Source organism: Pseudomonas sp. 8(2025), from assembly GCF_052665325.1.
The window spans coordinates 477,353-501,111 of the sequence record NZ_JBQOIE010000003.1; the positions used below are offsets into that span (position 1 = coordinate 477,353).

The 23,759-nt window shown below is 57.1% G+C and carries 16 protein-coding genes and 1 pseudogene; 5 read left to right on the forward strand and 12 right to left on the reverse strand.

Annotated features, from left to right (window positions below; genetic code table 11):
• Window positions 1-6: 6 nt before the first annotated feature.
• On the reverse strand, window positions 7-948 hold the full coding sequence (gene pfkB / locus ACUXVH_RS09040; RefSeq protein ID WP_065364623.1) for a 1-phosphofructokinase: 942 nt from the start codon (window positions 946-948) through the stop codon (window positions 7-9).
• The gene (gene ptsP / locus ACUXVH_RS09045; protein ID WP_065364624.1) at window positions 948-3,809 is read right to left on the reverse strand and encodes a phosphoenolpyruvate--protein phosphotransferase; all 2,862 of its coding nucleotides are present in this window, start codon (window positions 3,807-3,809) and stop codon (window positions 948-950) included. The genes pfkB and ptsP overlap by 1 nt, the downstream gene beginning before the upstream one ends.
• 301 nt (window positions 3,810-4,110) lie before the next feature.
• Between ptsP and cra the strand changes: the two genes are divergently transcribed.
• Window positions 4,111-5,106, forward strand: a complete 996-nt coding sequence (gene cra, locus ACUXVH_RS09050; RefSeq protein WP_011059214.1) for a catabolite repressor/activator — start codon at window positions 4,111-4,113, stop codon at window positions 5,104-5,106.
• A 3-nt stretch (window positions 5,107-5,109) separates the two neighbouring features.
• On the forward strand, window positions 5,110-5,901 hold the full coding sequence (locus ACUXVH_RS09055) for a TatD family hydrolase (RefSeq protein ID WP_065364625.1): 792 nt from the start codon (window positions 5,110-5,112) through the stop codon (window positions 5,899-5,901).
• On the opposite strand, the gene ACUXVH_RS09060 is transcribed toward ACUXVH_RS09055, so the two are convergent.
• The 6 genes and pseudogenes from ACUXVH_RS09060 to ACUXVH_RS09085 form a co-directional block, all read right to left on the reverse strand.
• Window positions 5,887-6,258: a hypothetical protein gene (locus ACUXVH_RS09060; protein WP_019095647.1), complete on the reverse strand. Its 372-nt coding sequence runs from the start codon at window positions 6,256-6,258 to the stop codon at window positions 5,887-5,889. The two genes, ACUXVH_RS09055 and ACUXVH_RS09060, sit on opposite strands and share 15 nt — an antisense overlap.
• Before the next feature lie 196 nt (window positions 6,259-6,454).
• Window positions 6,455-7,168 carry a methyl-accepting chemotaxis protein gene (locus ACUXVH_RS09065; RefSeq protein ID WP_404944722.1) on the reverse strand — a complete coding sequence of 238 codons (714 nt, stop codon included), beginning with the start codon at window positions 7,166-7,168 and terminating at the stop codon, window positions 6,455-6,457.
• Between the two features lie 144 nt (window positions 7,169-7,312).
• Window positions 7,313-8,452, reverse strand: a pseudogene (locus ACUXVH_RS09070) (HAMP domain-containing protein); the annotation flags it as partial.
• Window positions 8,453-8,747: 295 nt separating this feature from the next.
• The gene (gene ampE, locus ACUXVH_RS09075; RefSeq protein ID WP_011059211.1) at window positions 8,748-9,584 is read right to left on the reverse strand and encodes a regulatory signaling modulator protein AmpE; all 837 of its coding nucleotides are present in this window, start codon (window positions 9,582-9,584) and stop codon (window positions 8,748-8,750) included.
• Window positions 9,581-10,141, reverse strand: coding sequence for a 1,6-anhydro-N-acetylmuramyl-L-alanine amidase AmpD (gene ampD, locus ACUXVH_RS09080; RefSeq protein WP_011059210.1), 561 nt, complete (start codon window positions 10,139-10,141; stop codon window positions 9,581-9,583). Before ampD ends, ampE begins: the two co-directional genes overlap by 4 nt.
• 63 nt (window positions 10,142-10,204) lie before the next feature.
• Window positions 10,205-12,433, reverse strand: a complete 2,229-nt coding sequence (locus ACUXVH_RS09085) for a DUF1631 domain-containing protein (RefSeq protein WP_065364626.1) — start codon at window positions 12,431-12,433, stop codon at window positions 10,205-10,207.
• A 363-nt stretch (window positions 12,434-12,796) separates the two neighbouring features.
• On the opposite strand from ACUXVH_RS09085, the gene nadC reads away from it, so the two are divergent.
• Window positions 12,797-13,645, forward strand: a complete 849-nt coding sequence (gene nadC / locus ACUXVH_RS09090) for a carboxylating nicotinate-nucleotide diphosphorylase (protein WP_015634124.1) — start codon at window positions 12,797-12,799, stop codon at window positions 13,643-13,645.
• Window positions 13,646-13,685: 40 nt separating this feature from the next.
• Here nadC and ACUXVH_RS09095 read toward each other — a convergent pair whose 3' ends face one another.
• Complete coding sequence (locus tag ACUXVH_RS09095; RefSeq protein WP_015634123.1) at window positions 13,686-13,982, reverse strand: DUF6388 family protein; 297 nt, start codon at window positions 13,980-13,982, stop codon at window positions 13,686-13,688.
• A gap of 321 nt (window positions 13,983-14,303) precedes the next feature.
• Complete coding sequence (locus tag ACUXVH_RS09100; protein WP_065364627.1) at window positions 14,304-14,834, reverse strand: hypothetical protein; 531 nt, start codon at window positions 14,832-14,834, stop codon at window positions 14,304-14,306.
• Between the two features lie 1,370 nt (window positions 14,835-16,204).
• Between ACUXVH_RS09100 and ACUXVH_RS09105 the strand changes: the two genes are divergently transcribed.
• Window positions 16,205-19,846 (forward strand): AAA domain-containing protein, encoded by a 3,642-nt coding sequence (locus ACUXVH_RS09105; RefSeq protein ID WP_305955116.1) that lies wholly within the window; start codon window positions 16,205-16,207, stop codon window positions 19,844-19,846.
• Between the two features lie 2 nt (window positions 19,847-19,848).
• The gene (locus tag ACUXVH_RS09110) at window positions 19,849-21,699 is read left to right on the forward strand and encodes a phospholipase D-like domain-containing protein (RefSeq protein ID WP_065364629.1); all 1,851 of its coding nucleotides are present in this window, start codon (window positions 19,849-19,851) and stop codon (window positions 21,697-21,699) included.
• Between the two features lie 176 nt (window positions 21,700-21,875).
• Here the strand turns inward: ACUXVH_RS09110 and ACUXVH_RS09115 are convergent, their stop codons facing one another.
• Together ACUXVH_RS09115 and ACUXVH_RS09120 are read right to left on the reverse strand one after the other, a co-directional pair.
• Complete coding sequence (locus tag ACUXVH_RS09115; protein ID WP_065364630.1) at window positions 21,876-22,163, reverse strand: hypothetical protein; 288 nt, start codon at window positions 22,161-22,163, stop codon at window positions 21,876-21,878.
• The gene (locus tag ACUXVH_RS09120) at window positions 22,160-23,140 is read right to left on the reverse strand and encodes an integrase domain-containing protein (protein ID WP_065364744.1); all 981 of its coding nucleotides are present in this window, start codon (window positions 23,138-23,140) and stop codon (window positions 22,160-22,162) included. Before ACUXVH_RS09120 ends, ACUXVH_RS09115 begins: the two co-directional genes overlap by 4 nt.
• Window positions 23,141-23,759 lie beyond the last annotated feature (619 nt).

Genomic DNA, 23,759 nt, shown 5'->3' on the forward strand with positions numbered 1-23,759 from the left:
ACCCTCTTATTGTTCTAGGAGGGGATGCACGCGCACCCCCTGCTCCAGCCGGGCCAGTTGCACCCTGTCGCTGATGCCGAAACCGATCTGGGTCACGGCCATGGCGGCAATCGCCGTGGCGGTGCGCAGGGTCTGTTCAAACGGCTGGGCGCTGAGCAGGCCGTGGAGCATGCCCGCCAGCAGCGAGTCGCCGGCGCCTACGGTGCTGACCACGCGGACCTTGGGCGGCAAGGCCTGCAAGGACGGTGCAGCACTGAACCAGTTGACCCCCTCGGCGCCGTGGGAAATCACCACATGCTCGACGCCCTGGGCGTGCAACTGGCGCGCAGCCTCGGCCTGCCCGGCCACTGAAACCACCGGGCTGCCCAGGGCGTCCGCCAGCTCTTCGGTGTTGGGCTTGACCAGCCAGGGGCCTGCCGCCAGGCCGGCGCGCAAGGCAGCGCCGCTGGTGTCGAGGGCGACTTTAAGACCGAGGTTTTTCAAACGCAGCAGCAGGGCCTGGAACCATTCGGGGCTGACCCCACGCGGCAGGCTGCCGGCCACCACCACCGCGTCATGCCCGGGAGCGATCTGTTCCAGGCGTTCAAGCAGGGCCTGTTGCGCGGCTTCACTGACCTCGGGCCCTGAGCCGTTGATATCGGTAATGCGCCCGTCGCCTTCGGCCAGCTTGATGTTGCTGCGAGTGTCCCCGGGCACACGGATAAAGGCGTCGACAAACCCGCGCTGGGCAAACAACAGGTCGAAGGCCTGCGGATTGTTTTCCCCGAGAAAGCCGCTGACGGTCAGTTGATGGCCGAGGTCGGCCAGCACCTGGGCCACGTTCACGCCCTTGCCGGCGGCGTGGGTGTACATGGCGTCGCTGCGGTTGACCTGCCCTGCGTCCAGGCGCGCCAGCTGCACCGTCAGGTCCAGCGCCGGGTTGAGGGTCAGGGTAAGGATCTTCGCCATTACATGGCCTCCACTAGGGCGCGCACTTCGTTGGCGCTGCCGACGGCCAGGGCCTGTTGAGCAAGGGTTTGTGCCTGGGCCAGGCGCAGTTCGCGGATCCGCGCCTTGACCTCGGCGATGCTGCGTCCGGAGACGCTGAGTTCATCCACCCCCAGGCCCACCAGCACCGGCACCGCCAGCGGGTCGGCCGCCAGCTCGCCGCAGACCCCGACCCACTTGCCGTGGGCGTGGGCGGCACGCACGGTGATGTCGATCAGTTGCAGCACTGCCGGGTGCAGGCCATCGGCCTGGGCGGAAAGGGTCGGGTGGCCACGATCGATGGCCAGGGTGTATTGGGTCAGGTCGTTGGTGCCGATGCTGAAGAAGTCCACTTCCTTGGCCAGCACCGGCGCCAGCAGGGCGGCGGACGGCACTTCGATCATGATCCCCAGTTGCAGGTCGGCCACGGGGATTTCCCGGCGCAGGCGCTCGGTCATGTCCCGGGCCTGGCGCCACTCTTCGACGCTGCCGACCATGGGGAACATGATCCGCAGCGGGCGGTTGTCCGCCGAGCGCAGCAGAGCACGCAATTGCGCTTCCATGATCTGCGGCCGCTGCAGGGTCAGGCGGATGCCGCGCACGCCGAGGAAGGGGTTTTCTTCCTTGGCAATGGGCCAGTAAGGCAGCGGTTTGTCGCCGCCCACATCCAGGGTGCGCACCACCAGCGGACGCCCGGCGAGGCCGTCGAGTACACGGCGGTATTCGGCTTCCTGGGTGGCTTCGTCCGGGGCCTGGGGATGGGCCATGAAGATCAGTTCGGTGCGCAGCAGGCCGATGCCCTCGGCGCCGTTTTCCACGGCGGCGGCGACACCGGCGCTTTCACCGATATTGGCGAACACCTCGACCGCGTGACCATCGGCGGTATGGGCCAGTTGATGGCGTTGTTCGGCGGCCGCCTTGAGCCGTTGCTCGCGGTTGTCGCGCTCCTCGGCGGCCCGCTGCAGGGTGTGGCTATCGGCGTCGACATGCAGGCGCCCGCGTTGGCCGTCCAGCAACAAGGGCGTACCGGACTTGATCAGCAGCACGCTGGCCCCCGCGCCCACCAGGGCCGGAATCCCCAGGGCCCGGGCGACGATGGCGCTGTGGGCGGTGGCGCCGCCGCGGGCAGTGAGAATGCCGGCGACCCGGGTCGGATCGAGGCGTGCGACGTCCGAAGGGCCGACTTCGTCCATCACCAGGATGTAGGGCTGGTCCGGCTCGGCCGGGGTTTCAATGCCGCACAGTTGCGCCAGCACCCGGCGGCCGATGTCCCGCAGGTCGGCGGCGCGCTCGGCGAGCAGGGCATCCTGCAGGGCTTCCTGCTGTTTGGCGGCGCTTTCGATCACGGTCATCCACGCCGCTTCGGCGCTTTCGCCCTGCTTGAGGCGGGTGTCCACTTCATCGCTCAGTTCGGGGTCGTCGAGCATTTCCTGATGGGTGATGAAGATTTCGCGGATGGCCTTGGCCTGGCTGCGCTGGATCAGCCCCTGGATGTCCTCGCGGACCTCGGCCAGGGCCTGCTGCAAGCGCTGGCGCTCGATGGCGGTGGACTCGCCCCGCAGTGGGTAATCGATACTTTGCTGGACCTGGATATGGGCCGGGCCGATGGCGATGCCGGGCGCAGCGGCGATGGCCTGGATCAGGCTGCCGGAGGCCGGGGCGCTGAGCGGCTCGACGACCTCTTGTAGCGCTTGCCGAGGCGTGCTGACAGCCGGCAATGGCTCGACCTCTTCGCCCAGGCCCTCTTCGATGGCTGCCAGTAACGCGGGCAAGGCATCGGCGGCAATGCTGGGTTCAGCGATCAGTTCCAGTACCTGGCCACGCCGGGCCCCGAGGCTCAGCAGCTTGCTCAGGCTTTTGACCGAGACCGCAGAATCCTTGCCATCGACGATGCGGATGCGGATCTCGCCTTCAAAGTTTTTTGCCAGTTGCGCCAGCACCTTGGCCGGGCGCGCATGCAGGCCGTGGGCGTTGGCCAGGGCGATGCGGGCGCTGGGCCAGTCCGCAGGCAACTCGCCGCCAAGCACTTCCAGGACTGCGCGGCTGCTGGTGGCGCGGCCCAATTCCTGGCCACGGCCTTCGATCAGCAGCGCACACAGGCGCTCCAGCAGGGCCTGGTGGGCTTCCCCCAGGCTGGCCAGGCAGAACAGGCCGCTGAGGGGCTGGCCCAGGTAGCGGATGGGCTTGTCCGGGGTGACGAACGCCAGCCCCGGGCGCAGCACGGTCTGCTCGCTGTGCAGCCACCACAGGCCGTCACCCAGGGGCAGCGCCTCCACCTGTTGCAGCACCGCGGCAAAGCCGTTGCTCACACACTCGGCCTGGCGCAGCAGGCGAGCGCCGCGCCAGACCAGCTCTTCGAAATCTTCCGCCGCCACACCGAGGCCAATCATCTGTGCGTCCAGCGCCAGTTCCTGGGGTGCGCCCTGCAACAACTTGAGCAGGGCCTGGGAAGAGCTGGCGCGGCGCAGGGCCTGGCCCAAGTCGGTTTCACCCAGGGCGCGGGTCAGGAGTTGCAGGAGTCGCAAGTGCTCGTCGGATTTAGCCGCGATGCCGATGGCCAGGTAGACGATCTGCCCGTCTCCCCAATCCACGCCGTCGGGAAACTGCAGCAGGCGCACGCCGGTGGCAAAGACCTGGTCGCGGGTTTCCGGGGTGCCATGGGGAATGGCGATGCCTTGGCCAAGAAAGGTCGAGCCCTGGGCTTCGCGGGCCTGGAGGCCAGCCAGGTAACCCTCGGCCACCAGGCCGTCCGCCACCAGTTTGTCGGCCAGCAAGTGCAGCGCCGCGGACTTATCCACAGCCGACTGGCCCATGGATATCTGCTCTACAGTGAGCTCGAGCATGGCTTCTCCTATTTAGCGCGGCAGGGGGCGGCGCTAGGTATTGTTTTAAGTAAGCAGCGTAGGCGTCTTTACTGCCACAAACGGGACTCGGTGCCTGGCAGGGGCGTTTTCCGTTCGGGCTTGGGCCTAGAAAATACGCTTGCTGAAACGTTTAATCTAGCAAGTTTGGTACGTTACTCCATAATCTCGAGCGCTTGAAGTCCTTCTGGTCGATTGCCGGTTCCGACGTTGGTCGCCTGCCCAGATCAGGTAGGATTGGCGAAAATATCGGGGCAAGCACCAAAAACAAGGAAATCCCGGGTTGAAACTCAGTGATATCGCTCGCCTGGCCGGTGTGTCTGTGACCACCGCCAGTTACGTCATCAACGGCAAGGCCGAACAACAACGCATCAGCAACGCCACCGTGGAACGGGTGCGGGCGGTGGTGGAAGAACACGGCTTTACGCCCAACCCCCAGGCGGCCGGCTTGCGCAGCCGGCACACCCGTACCTTGGGTTTCATTCTCCCGGACCTGGAGAACCCCAGCTACGCACGCATCGCCAAGCTGCTGGAGCAAGGCGCCCGGGCCCGAGGGTATCAGCTGCTGATCGCCAGTTCCGACGACGCTCCGGACAGCGAGCGGCAATTGCTCCAGCTGTTCCGCGCCCGGCGTTGCGACGCGCTATTCGTCGCCAGCTGCCTGCCGCCGGAAGACGACAGCTACCAGCAGTTGCAGGCCCAGGGCCTGCCGATCATCGCCATCGACCGGGTGATGCCGCCCGAGCTGTTCTGCTCGGTGATCAGCGATGACCTGCAAGCCAGCCTGCACCTGACCCAGAGCCTGCTTGAGCCTGAGCCCAAGCAGATCGTGCTGATCGGCGCGCGCCCGGAACTGAGCATCAGCCAGGAGCGTGCCGCCGGTTTCCGCCAGGCCCTCGAGGGTTTCGGCGGCGAGGTGCTGATCGAGCACGGCGAAGCCTTCAGTCGTGATTGCGGCCGCCAGCTGATGGAAGAACTGCTGCAGCGCCTGGGTCATCTGCCGGATGCCCTGGTAACCACCTCCTATGTCCTGCTGCAAGGGGTATTCGATGCCTTGCACGACTTCCCGCTGAAATCCCGGCCTCTGCGCCTGGGCACCTTTGGCGATACCCAGTTGCTGGATTTCCTGCCGCTGCCGGTCAATGCCATGGCCCAGCAGCATCAACTGATCGCCGAAAAAGCCCTGCAACTGGCCCTGGCTGCCATTGAAGAGGCGCATTACCAGCCCGGCGTGCAGGCCATCGCGCGGACCTTCAAACAGCGCATCCAACAGGGCTGAACCGTGGAGCTGATCGACAGCCACACCCACCTGGATTTCGCGGATTTCGATGCCGATCGCGGGGCGCTGCTGGCAGACAGCCGCGCCCTGGGCGTCTCGCGAATGGTGGTGCTGGGGGTCTATCAGGCCAATTGGCAGCGGCTCTGGGATCTGGTGCAAAGCGACTCGCAGCTGTACGCGGCCTTTGGCCTGCACCCGGTGTACCTGGACGATCACCGCCCGGAACATCTCCAGCAACTGGGTGACTGGCTGACCCGGCTGGCAGGGCACCCGCAAGTGTGCGCGGTGGGCGAGATCGGCCTGGACTACTTTCTTGCGCACCTGGATCGCGAGCGCCAACAGGCACTCTTCGAAGCGCAATTGCAGCTGGCGGCAGATTTCCAGTTGCCCGCCCTGCTTCATGTCCGGCGCAGCCACGCGGCGGTGATCGCCAGCCTGAAGCGCTTCAAGCTCAAGCGTGGCGGCATTATCCACGCCTTCGCCGGCAGCCGCGAGGAAGCCCGGGAATACCTCAAGCTGGGGTTCAAGCTGGGTCTGGGGGGCGCCGCGACCTGGCCGCAGGCCCTGCGCCTGCGCAAAGTGATCGCCGAGCTGCCGCTGCACGCCCTGGTGCTGGAAACCGACTCGCCGGACATGGCGCCTGCCATGTTTCCCGGCCTGCGCAACAGCCCGCAGCACCTGCCGGCCATCTGCGCCGCCCTGGCGCAGATCATCGGCATCACGCCCGAGCAACTGGCCAGCGCCAGCACCCGCAACGCCTGCGAGCTGTTCGGCTGGCCTTCAGCCGGCCTGTAGCTGCAACGGTCGGCGCTGACGCCGGCGGGCAGCCATCATCACCAACAGGTAACTCACCAGCATCAATGCCGAAACGCTCAGTTGCTGAGCCAGGCTTACCAGCCCGACCCACTCCAGCACCAGTGTCACCAATATCACCGTGGCACACAGCACGATCATGGTCGCGCGCAGGGTGGCCAGCGAGCCCAGGGACCTGAGGCGCTTGATCTGTTCGGGGCAACTGAGCTTCAGCGGTTTGTGGCAATGGTTGCAGTTGAAGGCTTCCTGCAACGCCATGGCATTGAGTTGCCAGGGTTCGAGTTCAAGGAGGGTCTGGCAATGGGCGCAACGGCCCTGGATTCCAGAAGTGGCAGTCATCAACGTATTTCCTCAGGGCCATGCAAGGCACATGGCCAACTGGTCGAACAGCCTGCGGCATCACCGGGGCTGAAAAATCAGACGCGCAGGAAAACAGGAAACACGCGACAAACAAAGCATTCATTTACTACCGATTGTATGCAAAGCAGCGAAGCCCCTGGTTTCCGGGGCCTCGCCGAGAGCCGGTGCACGTTGCTCAGACGCGGAAAGCGCCGATCAATTGCTTCAGTTGCACCACCTGGGCCGACAACTGCCGGCTGGCATCCTCGGTCTGGTGCGCGCCCTCGGCAGTGCGCTCACCGGCACGATTGATCTCGACGATGTTCTGGTCGATGTCGTGGGCCACCGCGGTCTGCTGCTCCACGGCCGCGGCGATTTGCTGGTTCTGATCGACGATCATGCCTACCGCCCCAAGGATATTTTCCAACGCCTGCTGGACCTTTTCCGACTGGTCCACCGTACCGTTGGCCATGGCGTGGCTGCTGCCCATGGCCTTGACCGCCGCGCTGACGCCACCGTGGAGCTTGCCGATCATGTCCTCGATCTCCTCGGTGGACTGCTGGGTGCGTTTGGCCAGGGTCCGCACTTCATCGGCCACCACCGCAAAGCCCCGCCCCTGCTCACCGGCGCGCGCCGCCTCGATGGCCGCGTTGAGGGCCAGCAGGTTGGTCTGCTCGGCGATGCTCTTGATCACCTCCAGGACCCGGCTGATGGACTGGCTGTCGCTGGCCAGCTGGTTGATCACCAGCACCGACTGGTCGATCTCGCTGGCCAGCCGGGCGATGCTGCCCTGCTGGGATTCCACCAGCCCGCGGCCGCTGATGGTTTCGTCATTCACGCTGTGGGCGCTGCTGACCGCCGCCGCGGCGCTGCGAGCCACTTCCTGGGAGGTGGCGGACATCTGGTTCATCGCCGTGGCCACTTGCTCGATCTGGGTGCGCTGGCCAGCCACGGCCTGATTGCTCTGGGCCGATACACTCTGCACTTGCCCGGCCTGGCGCTCCACCTCACTGACGGTGTGGCCAACCCGCTCGATCAGGTCGTGGATTTTCAGCACGGTGCCGTTGAACACACTGCCCAGTTCCCCCAGTTCGTCGCGGCTGTGGGCGGTGAAGCTGACGGTCATGTCCCCCGCCGCTACCTTGTCCATCATCGCTCCCAGGCGCCGCAGAGTGGTGCGGGTGGAAGCGTAGAAACCGCCGTACAGGTAGACGATGGAGAGAAACACCAGGGCCAGAGCCGCCACCAGCAGCACCATGTGGCGACGGTTCTGCTCCAGGCGCTTTTGCAACTCGACATCCAGGAATTTCAAGGTGCCTTCATTGAGCTGGTAGGTCTGCGCCATCAGCCCGCTGACCTGGTCGTAGAAGGCCTGCCAGGGCGCATCCAGGGTATCGGCCATCACCACCTGCTCCTCGAACAGCTCGCTGGCCTGCTTGAGGCTGCCCTTGCTGGTCGTGGCCAGCGTGTCGAGAGCATCGTGGGCAGCGCGGCTGGACCCCAGGGCATCCTGCAACTTGAGCCCGTATTCGGCCTGGAGCTTTTCGATTTGCACCAGCAATTCGTCGAAACGCGTGCTGGACGAGGAATTGAGGAACCCCTGGCCCAGGGAGTAGGCGCCCATGGCCCGGCCTTCACCGAGGAGCTGGGTAACCTGCGGGGTGACGCTGGTGATCAGCTCGCTGAGCTGGCGAATGTCACCCTGGCCACCGCGGCTCAGGCCCGACTGGCTGGCGATGATCTGGCTGAACAACTGCGCGCTGCCCAGCAACTTGCCGATCAGGCCGCTTTTGTTCAGCAGCGAGCTTTCCACTTGCTGGGTCTTGAAGGCGGCAATCAGTTCATCGCGCTTGGCGTTGAAGACCTCCACCTGCTGTGGGTCCGTGGTTACCGCCTGCAAGGCCTGCAGGCGTTCCAGCACGGATTTCTCCAGGGCCACGATCTTGCCTTCCAGGTCCCCTGCCTTGCCGGACTGACCGAGGCTGGCGTTGATCTGCACCAGGTTATTGAGGGTTTCCAGGTCTCGGCGCAGGGCCAGGCTGCTGCCCAGCAGGTCGAGGCTTTGCAGTTCGACCCGGGTGCCCTGGAATTCGCGGTAGGAGTCGCGCACCAGATAGAAGTTGGTCACCAGCATGGGTAGAAAGAACAGCACGCTGATCAGGCTGAACTTCATGCCGAAGCTCAGGCGGTTCATCAGCGCGACAGCGGGATAGAGCAAGCTCTTCACAAAGAAGTCTCCCTTTTCTTTTATTGTTATTGGCAGGCAGGCGAAGGCAGCAGATAGCCACTATTCGGCGCTCCGTCTGTATAGCTCAATTTCGTGGGAGGTTTTGTAACTTAAAGTTAACCGCCAGCGCGGCATCCAGGGGACAGCTCGCGGGCTGTGGCGAGGGAGCTTGCTGCCGATCGACGGCGCAGCCGTCGCACTCTCTGCGATGCGCTGCGCCAGAAAACCCTCGGTGGGCGGTTGGGGCCAGCCCTTGGTCACCTCAGGCCAGGACGGTCCACAGGGCAAAGCCGGCGTACCAGAGCACCGCCGCCCGCAACAACAGCTCCCAGATACGATCCAGGCTGTTGATACCTTCAGGCCCGACTTCCGGCGGCGGGATTTCCGCGGCCACCAGGCCGACCTTTTCCACCAACTGCGCGGCACCGATATGCCAGTTGAGCAACTCGTGGAGCATCACCCGGCCGACTGCGACAAAGTTGCCCACCAGGGCAAAACTCGCCGCCAGCAGGCGCACCGGCAACCAGTCGAAGGCATGTCGCAACTGCCCCGCGCGTTCGACCAGGGCGGGGTTCTTGCCATGTTCGGCGGCGAGAGCCAACAGGCGATAGCTCAGGGCCGCTACCGGCCCCAGCAGGAAGTACCAGAAGATCACCGCGAAGAAACTCTGGAAGGCCTGCCACAGCAGGTGGCCCTGCACTCGCTCCAGCAGTTGTTCGCCATTTTCGGCGCAGATGCCCAGGTCACGTTCTGCGACATGGGCTGCCGCTTGCAGATCCTCACGCCGCCAGGCGTCACGGAACGGGCCCAGTTCACCCAGCAGATCGCCGCGACCCAGGGCGTAGATCACCACCAGCAGGTGCACCGGCAGCGCCAGCAAGCCATAGGCGATGGGCTCCAGCACCAGCAGCAACAGCCCGAGCAGCGCCACCGGCAGCAACACCATGACGATCAGCAGCCACCACGGATGCCCGGCCATACGCGGGCTCGACTCCAGCCGCGCCAATTCCCCCAGCCACCAGCCATCACGCTGCACCCGCTGGCGCAGGGCCGAGAACTTCTCGATCCACACCGCCAACAGCAACACCAGAAAACTCATTGTCCTTCCCCCTTCTCCAAGGCGGCACGAAAGCGTGCCCAGTCGAATCCCGGGCCCGGATCGGTCTTGCGCCCGGGCGCGATGTCGCTATGCCCGCAGATCCGTTGTGGCGTGATGTCGCTGAAGGCCCGGCGCAGTTGCCTGCTCAGGCTGATCAACGAGTGATATTGAGCATCGCTGAAGGGCTGATCATCGGTGCCTTCCAGTTCGATGCCCAGGGAAAAGTCGTTGCACGTCTCACGCCCCTGGAAACTCGAGACACCGGCATGCCAGGCCCGATCCAGGCAGGAAACGAATTGGGTGACGGCGCCGTCACGCTCGATCAGAAAATGCGCAGAAACACGCAGATCGGCGATCCCGGCAAAATAGGGATGCTCTGTGACATCAAGGCGATTCTGGAAGAATTCCTGCACCTTGCCGGTGCCGAACTGCCCCGGCGGCAGGCTGATGTTGTGAATCACCAGCAGGGAAATCTCGCCCGCCGGACGTTCATTGAAATTGGGTGACGGGCAATGCCGTACGCCATGACACCACCCCGTGGCAGGGTCCAGCCGCATACCGATTCCTTCAACTAAAGCCTTGGGTGGCCCAGTATGCCGCGTTATCCCCTCGGGTTGCGATCACTTGCCGTGATTGAGTCGCTGCAGGTTGCCGATCACCGATTCCAGGGCGCGGTCGAACAGCAGGGTGTCATCCAGGGCGCGCACTGCGCCACGCTGGAACTCCAGGGCCAGGCCCATACGCGTACGCTCCAGCACTTTCATGCCGGTGCGGTTGACGAACACGTATTTGGCCACCGGATGGGGAACAATCGCCGCCAGTTTGCAGCGCAGGGTGTTGTCCTCGTCCTCCAGGAATTCGACCCAGGCCCCAAGCCGCAGTTGGTCCACCCATTGCACGCTGGGGTCGTTGGCCGGCAACGCCAGCGGCGTGACTTCCAGCGGGCCCTCTTCGGCACTGGGCAGGACAATCTCTTCGGCCACCACGATCATGTGTGCAGGGTCTGCTTCCAGGACGGCACCCTGCAGTTGCGGGGCCTGAGCCTCGCGCTCGAATGCCTGCAAGTGCAGGAGCTCCAGCTGGCTGAAGAACTCGCTGGTAGCGAAAGGATCGAAAGCCGCCGCGCTCAAACCATCGCGCAGGCCCTTGAGCAACCCCGGCACCAGCGCCAGCAGACGCATGGCAGTATCCGGCTGTTCATGGCGCTGCACGCTCCAGATCAGCTCCAGCAGGGTCTGCTCCGCAGTTTGCCACTCTGGCGAGTCGTCGCCGTGCTTGAGGCAACTGAGCAGCATCACCTGGCTCCAGGCTTCGCGGACAAAATCCACCACCTTCTGCGGCAACACCTTGCCCAGCAGGGCGTCATTCAGGGCCTGCTCTACCCGGCGCCGGGCCAGTTCGGCCCTGGCCCGCCCTTCCTCGGCGTCACGGGTACGCTGCTCCAGCAACTCGGCGCGACGCCGCTCGTCGGCAGTGAAGGCCAGGAAGTCCGCCAGCAGCTCGGAGAAGATCGCCGGGTCATCGCTGAACTCGCTGAGCAGGCGTTGCACCACTTGCTCGATCCGCAGGTACAGACTGTCGCGCTGGTGGTCATCGCAACCGCCCCAGCCCATGGCTGCAGCGGCGATCTCATTGAGCAGGCGCCGGGCCGGGTGATTGCCGCGGCTGAAGAAACTCTTGTCCAGCACCGCCACCTTGAGCATGGGAATCTGCAGGCGGCCAATCAGCGCCTTGAGCGAGTCCGGCAGGTTGCGGTCATCGAGAATGCATTCGAAGAGCATGGCGATCAGGTTGATCACGTCTTCATCGGCCACATCCACCACCCGGGATTTGCCGCTCTTGACGCTGACCCGGGTCAGCAATTGTTCCAACTGGTTGCGCAGGTCGAAATCGTCCTGGGCGCTGGGCGCCGGCACGTATTGCTGCAGGTGCGACAGCAGGCGCATGAGGTCGCGGGTGGAAATCGGCTGGGTTTCGGCGCTGGCTTCCAGGGTCGGCGCCACGCTGCCACGCACATGAAACAGCAGGGTCTGCAGGGCGGCGAAAACTTCCTGCACGCTCTCGTCGAGCTGCGACTGGCTGGATTTCGCCGTGCCCCCCTCGGTCGCTGACGCACGGGCCTCGGCCTGGGCTCGATCGGCCGCCCGGCGGGCCGGAGCAGGCATCAGTTCCGGCAGGATCCCGGTGGCGATCAGCAGTTGGTTGGCTTCGGCATAGAGTTGTTCGGCATCGCTGAGCACATAACGCTCGAACAACTTGAGGATGATCAGCTTGACCTTGATTTCCACCCCCAGGCTGCGCCCGGCCTGGAGGAAATACTCGCAGAGCAGCGCCGGCCCCAGGGGGTTGTCCCCATCCACCAGGCGCCGTCCCAGCAGCACACTCAGGCGCTCCGTCAACTGCCCCAGGGCGAAGCCATCACGGTTGAGCACCTTGGCCACCATGGCATCCACCGCGACGGTCTTTTCCAGGTCATCGTGGGACGGATCCAGTGATGGGTCGTAGACCACGGCATGGGGAATGGCCAGGGCCGGGTCATACTGCACCAGGCAGGCAAAAGCCTGGAAGAACGCCTCCAGGAAACCGCGCTCGATGCTCTTGCGCTTCAGCCGCAGGTCGCGCATGGCTTCGAAGAGGGTGTTTTGCTCGACGTTGTTGCGGGCCCGATCGGCCATTTCGAACAGGGTGTCATCAGCGTTATCAAACAGTTCCTGCAAGCCGTGGCGCAATTGTTGGGCGGCCTTGTCTCGGACCTGAAGCAGAATCACAGGCAGGCGGGCAAGCGGCGAAGCGGTCGCCTGATCTGTAGCGGCCTTGTGCAAAGGCACTACATTCCCGTCGTTGTGCATCCAAGCCTCCTGGAAAGGTGTTTCTTCGGTTCGAGATCAAGATTCAGTCAAGCCGACGACGCTCACAGCCGGCTCTCAGCGGAGGCGCATGCACTCCACTGCACTTCATTTAGGGGGAAGCCAAAGACACGTCAAAGCTATGACGTCAATTACAAGTCATATTATCTTGTAAAAGTCCCCTCTTGCGCCAGCAGACTCTGTGGCCTCCTCCGAAATAACCCCTAGCGACTCAAGAAAAGTCACTCCTATTCATCAGACAAAGCCATCCAGGACAGGTTCGCCAATGCCTTGCAGGCATTTGCCACCTTGGGTTCGCTGATCCCCTGGCCCTATAATCGGCGCACTTTGTTTGTGGAGCCCGTTATGCCGAATCTACGCCTCGCCGACCTGACCGCCGAAATCGAAGCCAACGTGCGCCGTGCGTTGCTGGAAGACATCGGCAGCGGCGACATCACCGCGCAACTGATCCCGGCCGAACGTCTGGCCAAGGCCACCATCATTACCCGCGAAGCCGCAGTAGTCGCCGGCACCGCCTGGGTCGATGCGGTCTTTCGCCAGCTGGACCCGCGGGTCGCTGTGCACTGGCAAGTGGCCGACGGTGAGCGGGTGGTGCCCAACCAGGTGCTTTTCCACCTCGAAGGCCCAGCCCGCTCGCTGCTCACCGGCGAGCGCAGTGCCCTGAACTTTCTGCAACTGCTGTCCGGCGTGGCCACCCGCGCGCGGTACCTGGCGGACTTTGTCGCCGATACCCAGGTCAAGCTGCTGGATACCCGCAAGACCCTGCCGGGGCTGCGCCTGGCACAGAAGTACGCGGTCACCTGCGGCGGTTGCCACAACCACCGCATCGGCCTGTATGACGCCTTCCTGATCAAGGAAAACCATATCGCTGCCTGCGGCGGTATCGCCCAGGCCATCAGCGCCGCCCACAGGATCGCCCCGGGCAAGCCGGTGGAAGTGGAAGTGGAAAGCCTGGAGGAACTGAAGGAGGCCCTGGCCGCCGGGGCCGACATCATCATGCTCGACGAACTGAGCCTGGACGACATGCGCGAGGCCGTGCGCTTGAACGCCGGCAAGGCCAAGCTGGAAGCCAGTGGCGGGATCAACGAAAGCACCTTGCGCCCGATCGCCGAGACCGGGGTGGATTACATTTCCATCGGTGCCATGACCAAGGACGTGAAAGCGCTGGACCTGTCCATGCGCTTGAGCCTCTGAGCCATGAAAAACGCCAGCCTGGTTCAGGCTGGCGTCGTGCTCAACCGTCGATCTCGTTGAGCTGCAGATAGTCCTCCAGGTCCATGCCCAGCGCTTCAGCAACTTCCTGATGCACCTCCAGGCGCATGGCCTTCAGTTCCTCCGGTGTTTCTGCCACCAGATCGAGCACCAGTTCCCATGGCTCTATGCCGCGGGATTCCGCCTCGTCCTCGAACGCCCATTGCGCCTGCTGCTTCTGCTCTTCCGGGCTCAGGGCGCTGATTTCCTCTTGCAAGGAAGGCGTGGCAGCCAGGTACCTTTCAAGCGCTACGTCGATTCTTGCCTCTTTAGGAATCATCTCGTTCTCTCTGATCGTGGGAATGGAAGATGGATCTGGATCGTTGGGATCTCTCTGCCGCAAAAAACCGTTGTGAACTTCGATTTATCTGGCCTTCAGAACCATTCTGGATCATCTGAAAACAGCATGCTGGTACTCAGACAGGGACCGAATATAGGACCTTTGGTCCACGATTTATATGACCTGATGCACCCATTGGAGAAAAACTCCGGGTTTTCCAAGCCACCGGCAGACGCCAGCCCGGCAGAACCCTCAGAGAACGAGATTTCGCAAATGCAGCCGCAGCGATATTTCATGCCGGTGTTTCACCAGGTTACGGAGCTAGGACCCCACAGCCGTAGCTGTTCCTTTTCTCAAGCAAGCTCCTGTCTGCCCGACATCGATAAGCCTTCTTAGATTATCGAGAATATCGAACTCCTTTACTTCTCCATCCTTGGCTATGAGGATCCCGGCTCTAGTCAGCCATAGATACCCTTCCTTGCTTTGATTAGGGATGACAGTAACTACGAAATTCAATGTCGGACTCTCTGGACGACTCTCCGGCACCTTGGTCTCAGTGAAATTGAAAGTCAGTTCATTATCATCGCCTGGTGAAACGCTTTGCGCGCTGACAACAGGCAGCCGAGCCCTTGAAGCAGCAGGAAACTCAGCGGAATACAACACACTTCCTCCCTGTACCTGCTTGGTTATTCTTAAGAAATATTGCTCCAGGTCTTTGGTATTCGTTGGCGTCGTGCAGTCTTCGCCTTCAGCGGCAAAATATTCCCCCTCAAACTCATAAGAGGGTCCTTTCTCACAGGCTGCAAGGGACAGCGACACTACGCCGGCCAAAGCCAACTTCCACTTCTTCACACCGGTCACTCCATGATTTGCGGGCGTCATTATGCGCAATGCCCCTGGCTGCTACCACCCGGTTCATGACCCGCACAGGTGTGAACAACTGGGCACTAACCTCGTCCAGACACAAAAACACCGACACCAGATAACCCTGAGCAAACCGCTGGAAACTCGGTACAGGATGCTGAGTACAGGCGCGGTAAGTCTTCGTTGATACAAGTCTCTCTGGCTGCTAAATCCGCATAAACAATGAGGCGCACGTCCACAAACAACTATAGGAGCGCTCAATTGAATAGCACCGGGAACCTCTGAAACTTCCATAGCACACTTTTGCGGGTGCTCCGTAATTTCCCGCCTTTCAAGGGCGCTTATTCAAAGCCTGGCGAACTTTGTTGGGAGGGTGGGTTTAGACAGCCATAAACTGCTCTCAACCCGAAATGTGGTGCGGAGACAGGAATCGTATCAATACTCAACTATTTGAATTTAATGACTATTATCCTTCAGACTACAGCGCTCTATCTCTAAAACTATCCTCAGACCATTACCGGACTCCGGTTCGCCGTAAAAATGCCTTGCATGGGTGATGGGAGGCGCTGAAGCGCTCTGCCACCCATGTTTAAAATTCAATTTAAGGCTCCGGTTTGTCTGAGCCAAACGAACCTCAAGCTTGTATCGGCCGCTGCACGACCATGGGCCCGCACGAGAACTGCTTGAGATGGATAGAATTTTCGTAACTGCTCGTTTCCTCAACAGAGTGAAGGAGCGGCTAGGGGCTATGTACAGGTGACGGCTAAGAGAGTATCCCAGCAAAAGCTCTTGCAAGAACGAATGAACATCTCCCCTTCTCCGCCTGAAGTGAAAATGGACGTAGCAGCAATCGGCGTGTCCCTCAACTCACGGCCAAGTGCGCCGCGTTCCGCTGAGCAAGCGATGCAGGGCGACTCGAAGCCTTCTTTCTTCACATCCATGGCGGAGTCATGGAACATTCGATCAGATGCTCCAATGTTTTCACCTGAGACTGAATGAGGAAGGTTTGATCGACCTTCAAACCTAGATTGTACGCGCAGCCCGAGCTCCATCTGGCGATCGGAAAAAGAGGGCTGACGAGCATGCAGAGCACTCTCTAGGCCATAGTCGCGGCGGCCTGACAACCCTTCTGCGGCTCCAACGAGATGGCGTTGCGCTTCCTTCTGCCTGGCGGTCGAGCCAGTGACATCAGCTACGCCCAGCCATTCTTTGACGTAGCCCGCACTACATCAAGCCAACGTGCTCCCCGTGCACATGCTGTAAATGGCTACTACCCACATGGGCCGCTAGTGGCACTAGGACACCATCCTGATATAGCATTCAATCGCCCCCTATTGCTGGGATCACGGAGATTGATAATGCATGATGTAATTAGCTTGCCTTTTTTTTCTAAATTCAGCGACCAGATACAGATACAGGATTACGACTTCAACCATGGCAAACCGGGTTTAATTGCCGCTGAGATTTCAGGAAAACTAGTAATAATCAAATACTGGTTGAATCGTGACGACGACAAAACAGAAATACTCAAAGAGATATGGCTGTATGAAACAAGGCAACTGCATCGACTAAGAGGTTGCCCAGGTGTCGGAGATTACATATCACCAATTCAAGAGTCTCATATCGACGATCATGGATTCTATTTAGTCCTTGAAACGGGATCTCGTCTTCCGCTGTCATTCCACTATAAAAACACTAGCAGAACTCTATCCCTCCAAAAACCATGGATGTACAACCCACGATCAATAGAAAACAGGATAAGGCTATGGAAGAATATTATACGAATTGCTTCAGCAATAGGAATACTTCACTCACAGGGATTGCTCCACCGCCATCTAAATCTCGACTCCATACTAACCGACCCAACTGCAAATTGTGATTTTCAGCTTACCGGCTTCGAATGGTCCATTAGGATGCAGAGAATATCTGAAGATAATCCATCCAAAAGTGATCATATCGGAAGCAAAGCAAACTTTTCCTTCCTTACTGACTGGGTAGATCTCGGCTACTTACTCGCCAATATTTTCAAAATTCGTAGCGAATCAATATCAAACAACCACTACCCTATCGAACAACTCATTGAAGAGACAGAGCTAACAATCAATGAGCTAGTACTCATCAGAGGATTGATGGGCGTCATCAATATTGATAAAAATTTATCACACAAGATTATCAATTCCGAAGTTGCGATATCGAAAATTCAGAATATACTAGCAGAATTAAACAGCCTGCTAGATAAAAACCCAAATGCATTGGTCGTAGCGTTTCTCTTCAACATGACAACCAGCGGACAGAGCAACCAAGGGAAAACATCAATATTTAACGCCGTACAGTCTATCTTCTTTGAAAATCATGGAATTTCTCTATCAGAAGCAGACACTCCTGAATTACTTGCCTTTATCAAACAGGACTTAGAAAATCCATACATGACAAAGGTATGCCATAGAAACGGTGATACGGAGCACTTACTTTTTGGCTGCCAGCTTACGTATATTATAGGTAAAAACAAAAGCAACCGAACTGATCTAGAGGGCAGTTGGTCAACAGCATTTTGTCACTCAGCATATCTACGCCCACCTACTAAACTCGACCAAAAAAACCTAAAAATAGCTATAAAAAGAAATATAAATTGCTTCTTACATTCAAACAGATTGGAGATCGAAAATTCCTGCCCTTATAGCTGGGAAGAATATGTTAACCAACTTGAAACCCCCGCCGCGGCAAGCGATGAAACAGAAAAACTTACGGCAGGATTTGCAGCATATCACCTTACCGAAATAGCATTTGCCAAATCTGAAATATACCCAATAGAGATATTATCTTTTTCGATAGATGAAGATGACCCCGCGCTATGCAATGTTAAGCTTCGCACCAGATATGACATTGAAGCAGAAGCCATTTCGCAAAGCCTCTCAATAAAAAGCCCTGGAGTCAGATTAAAACAGTTATTTAAGAACAGTGGCGAATATTCTAGATGGCTACTGCTGAGCAACTCAAACTTTAACGAAGAAGACCATGAAATATCGCTTGATTTCCTGTCCGCGAAATTTGAAGACGGCGACTATATTTATGAATTTACAACCAACGCAGTGAATCCAGAATACAAAAACCCATTCATTATCACTAGTTCAACTCAAGGAACTATTAGCCAACTAGGACGAAGAGCTGCGGCAATTGATGCATTAAGCCAGCATGACGAGCTAATCGCCCTGCTGAGTTCGCCTCACAACAGGATAATGAACTCCCATGAGCACTCTAAAATTCACCCATCATATGACGAATTAGATGAATCTAAAAAAGCTGTATTCAAGCGAATAGTAAAAACCTTACCACTATATCTAGTTCAAGGTCCTCCCGGCGTAGGCAAGACTTACTTAGTCACCACACTGGTACAGCAAGCCTTTACAAGCGAACCCAATAGCCGCCTATTACTTACAGCACAAAGTCATTCAACCGTTCACCACCTCTACAACGAAGTCTGTAAAGCTCTAAGCAACGGAGAGGGTAATGGAGAAGAACTACTAGTAATCAGCTGCGTCAAAAATGGATCACCAGAAGATGACCTAGACCCAAACTTAAAAGTTGACGAAATTGCTCGAGAGCAAATCGACAAATTAGTATCCAGCCAACTTTTCCTATCCAGCCCGTCCCAGAGCACCAAGAACAATGTTCTAGCTCTTAGTAACCCCGGAAACAGATCTGGACGCAGCACGTTGGTAAGCCAGCTTCTAAAGTCGGCGAACCTTGTTTTCGCGACGACAAACTCAAAGCAGGTAGAAGACCTCATAAAATCAAACTCACAATTTGACTGGTCCATAATGGAAGAAACTGGAAAAGTCACCGGAATTGAACTCCTCAGCCCACTATTACTTTCTCACCGCCGCCTTATGATAGGTGACCATAAACAATTACCACCTTACGCCTCCGAGGTAATGAGGAAAGCGCTAGGCAATACGGAAAGTTTAAAAAAATCATTGCAATTCTCGCAAGAAATATACAACAACAATATAAAAGGAGAATATATAAAAACACAATTCAGTCAGGAAAATGTTGACCTGCTGTCAGAAGTTGAATTAGAAACAATCTGCAAATCTGCCTTGCGACTTCACTTGCTATTCGAAAACTTGATCGCAGAGGAAGAGATTGCGTTAGCAAGATCGAGCAAACACTACGGCCATGATCGACGTCACAAACCTATCGCAAGCATGCTCACTATCCAGCATAGAATGCATCCTGTAATCGCGGAGGTGATATCGCATGTGTTCTATAAAAAAGACCTAGATACCTCGGAAGAAAAAAAACAATATTACACCAAAGCTAATAAGCCATTTTACTTCCAAACAAACAATATAGACGAAATCAACGACTCCCCGATTATATGGATTGAAACCCCCGACGTACAAGCCAACAAAAAAATCGACTCGGGAGACAAAAAGCCCCAATGGCACAACCCATATGAAGTAAAAGTATTAATTAATCTGCTTAAAAGCCTGCGTAAGAAAAACGGAAACTCAAAATCACCCAAGCTTGCCTTACTCTCTCCATACAACAAACAAATCGAGAAGATTTCGATCGCGCTCGACAGAAACAAGCGAGACCTTAGAAACTTAGACTATTTCTCAAAACCTGATGACCTCCCTACTTTTTGCAGCACTGTAGATGGATTCCAAGGGGCAGAAGCAGATTTAACAGTTGTCTCACTGGCCCGCAACAATAGCGACTCATACCCTCTTAGCGCTTTAGGAATCCTGCTGGACAGCAGGCGAATGAACGTTTTACTTAGTAGGGCAAAGCACCAACTAGTAATCATTGGATCTTATGAGTTCATTACTCACTGGTCAAAAAAAATACAATCCGAAGAGGTTGATCGCGGCAACTTAAACAACGAGTTCCTACCCAAGCTTGTCAAAAAACTGGAAGAGTTGAGGAGTAGACGTGAGGTCACGTTCATTGGCTCTAGCGCTTTTTACGAACCAACTCCTCAATCCGGAAAACGTTAACAATGACAAAGATAAATAATCAGCAAAAAATTTTCGTAAAAGTTCCTTTTGGATACGGCTCATTTCGATTGAAAGTATTGCGCTCAACAAAATGGGGCGCTATTGATCTTTTGATTTTGATTTCTCTTTTAGAAAAGCCTAAGTCCTCGGAAATAATTTCAAATGAATCGCAACTACCAAGGCAGCTTATAATCGAAATCCTTATACCTTTAATGAAAGCCGGCTGGGTAGAAATTATAAACTCTAACAGTGAATTTCTCTTCGCCCTGACAGACAGAGGTAAAGCGGTATCTAGCGACGAAGAGCTACCTTCTAGCCAAGAACCAATCAGCGCCGTAAGAAGCTTCCTGATAGACCCAGTCACTGGAGAGTGCTATAAATTTGAAAAGAAAAAAAGAAAACAAAACTACCTGATATATAAATCAGCAAAAGCCAACAGTCTAGCCAAACAGTATGGAGGCAATTTTACCGAGCTCAAAATCAAGCAACCAAAATACGCACCACTATTAACAGAAATATTAAACTGCCTACCCAACGAAAATGAACAAATTGTCGGAATTGAAGACGAATTCATTAAGGAAAACTTTAGCGACTCTCTGAGATACATGCTTGCATGCGTTGACTCAGACAATCAAATCTCCGGAATCCCAGAAATATCACCGCTGCTCAAAGAAGCAATAATCCACGCAGCGGAAAATCAACGACAATCCCTTACACAACACTCACTCCATACTTTATCAAAAAATAGTAAAAGTGGCGTTTACGAAACAGAATCTATTGACACTAACTTTAAAGCGCGCAAGGTCGACGAAAGCTTAATCAAAGTAATAACCGATGGTAGCGAGCACCAAAAACATTTGACTGAATCCATAAAAACAGCAAACACCCGCCTAATAATACACTCTACCTTTATAAACCCATCAACAGTAGAAACATTATTTCCTGACCTATTGGAGGCCGCTAGGAATCGCACCAAGATTGATATCTTGTGGGGGCAAACCGAACCTGAACAAACAAGCCGCGTACAACAGTACAACGAATTAGTAGAGTGCATTAAGTCCTTCCAAGAGCGCATCAATTCCGAGGGCCTATCAACTCAAATAAATTTCCACTCTGTACCAACCGGCTCCCACTCAAAATTCATCATACATGATACGCCAGACGATTCTTGGCAGTTAACAATAGGCTCATGCAATTGGCTATCTACGCAATTCAACAGATTTGAGGCATCGGTTCAAATCAAAGACCTAGCTATTGTCGCCGATGCTCTTAACATTGCGTCTGATCTAGCAACAGGTCGGTACGGGGTCTCAAACATATTGAGTCGTGAGTTAGCAGTAGAAGCAGCCAGAATTTACTCACTATCTGAATTAAACAAAAATACCGTAAAAAATCCCATCTCGGTGCAACTATTGACCTCCGCCGAGCATCATCAAACCATAAAAAACGCCAGCGATTCCGTTACTAGTGATTTTTTTATCTGCAGCCACCGCTTCAGCTTTGCCGCAGAGCGCCCAATCCTGACACCACTTTTAGCCGCCAAACGCGAAAATCCAAATTTGACCGTAAAAGTTGCTTACGGACGCGCCAGTGGCGCCATGAAGAACAGAGATGCTAACTCAGTAAACGCAGAGTTACGAAACCTTGGTTTCGTCATAACCAAGGCAGATGACCCACAAATTCACGCGAAATTTGTCACTTGGGATCAAAACAATCTCATAATCAGTAGTTTAAATTGGCTGTCGGCATCTTCAAAGGGGCATGAGTTTGGCGAGCTAGGCGTACTCATCACGGGTGGCGATTTTAGTGAGCAAATGATGAATTCTTTCAATCAGTTCTACCCTTCTTCGTAATTAATCGCCTACATATCACTTCATCTCACAAACCATGATGTAACTCAATTATAGCCTAGTCGCTGCTACCCCAGCGACTAGGCGCCGCGGCCCGTAGGGTTCGCTTCAAAATAAAAACAAGATAGCTAGGAAAAGAGGCTTCTATATGTCGAAAACGGGCAATCGCTACTATCAAATCAAATCTTCGAGTAGCACTTGAAGACCCATGGCCTTTCTAAACGACGCGCTATCAGCCGTACGGTCAGCAGGTAGTAATATCTAGTCGCCTCGCATCGCCTAGTCAGGCGATACTCCAGAAACCAAAGTAGATGCTTTCTTCGCCAAGTCCAAGGTATTTCTAGCTGCCAACGTTCTGATATCTCAGCATGGATGAGCTTTGCTTGTCGTATATGGCGCTGCCGCGTTGCGTACGACCCCGTCAGCACCGCAGCCAAGAAGAGCTCCATGTCGAATGGCTTACTCATGCATGCCCCCCAATGTAGGCCGCGACCACGTCGATCCGACCGTGCCCCAGCTCATAGCTGATTTGCCTTCTGGCCTCACGATCTAGGTGCCTATCTACCTGGCAACATTGGCCGCCGTTGATAGGTGCGGGGTGTTGGGTGATTTGCTCATAACGCTCGCATGCATACGCTGCTCGTAGCTCATGGAAGCCTTTGAGGTTGTGTGCATGCAGTATGTCCCGCGCCGGGCGGATAATTTCTTGCAGAAGACTCAGGTAGCTCTCGTGTGGCGCAATCAAGTTGCGACTACCCGCAGGCGACACCTGCTGTGCAAACTCAAGTGCACCTCGAACATGGCCGTCCACCGCAATCCAACGCGGCGCCGAAGCCCCGGCGCGACCGCCTTTGGTGCCATCCTGGATGTTGATTCTGCCCAGGTCCTTAGCCTCACGGCTCAGCCGTGGCAAGTCGGCTAGGATGGCCTCACGCAAGCGCATACCGGTGGCGCGCGCTAACAGAACAATCGCGGCGGCCCGTAGCTGATGTTGGCTGCTAAGCGCATCGACAATCTGCTTAACCTGTTCGCGGTCTTGGCCCTGCGGCACTAAATATCGAACCCCGGTGCGCTGCATACCCAACGCCTTGCTCGGACTCGGCAACTTCACGTACTGATCACCGCGAAGCGCCGCCATGGTCCTGTTAACGCTGGATAGCCGATTTTGTGCGGTGCTGACGGCGAGGTCACCGCGCCCAACCGCGTCGCGCAAATACGCTGCATAGTCGGCCAATACCTTCCGATCAATCTGCCGCGCATCATTGATACCTGACCCCTGTTCGGAACGGCACCACTTCACGAATGCCAACCATCGATCACTGTGCGCTTTCACCGTGCCGTAGTGGCCGCCGCCAAACATGTCTTTCAGCGCATGCGGCCCCGCGTAACTCAATTGCCTGCCGTAACCGAAATTACGACCATCGCGTCTACCCACTAATGCCATGTCGATCACCTCATCGCCGCTTCTCCCATCCTCGCCCCACGTCATCCCGCCAAGAATGCTGAGTGTTATCAGGGATCAAGGCCCCTGCGACCTGTGGGGAATGTCCTCTACGCGGGACTGGCGGCTCCTTACGACCGGGAGCAAGGGCATCTCATGATCTGGCCTCCTGAGCACCGTTACCGGTGGGCGGGTGGAGGCTGCATTGGCTGACGAGACCAGCGCCTGAAGATCCTGAGCCGAGTGTACGCAGCAGTGCGATGACCGGGGCATGCCTGACTGTCAGTCAGGTGCAGTCCATTCCCTGGTCTGCGGCACCATCATCTACAGCGCTGTTGCTGGTGACATCGGCGTTTGTCACGCCGATTGTCACGAGGGGAAATGCCGCAAAGCCTTGTGCGATCGGGCTGCAGCAGTGGTAGAAGTGCCCGTCTCTTTCCAGAAGAAAGAGACGGGCACAGGTTGGCGCAATATTCGGCCAAGCGGATAGGTTGCTGCAGGGCAGCGAGGTACGGTGTATCTGGCGCACGAGCGCTATATGTGTAAGAGCATCCATCACATGGGTAGTGACCGGGCGAGCTGCCGGATGCGAATCGCCCTTGGGGAGAACCACCGCGGGAGC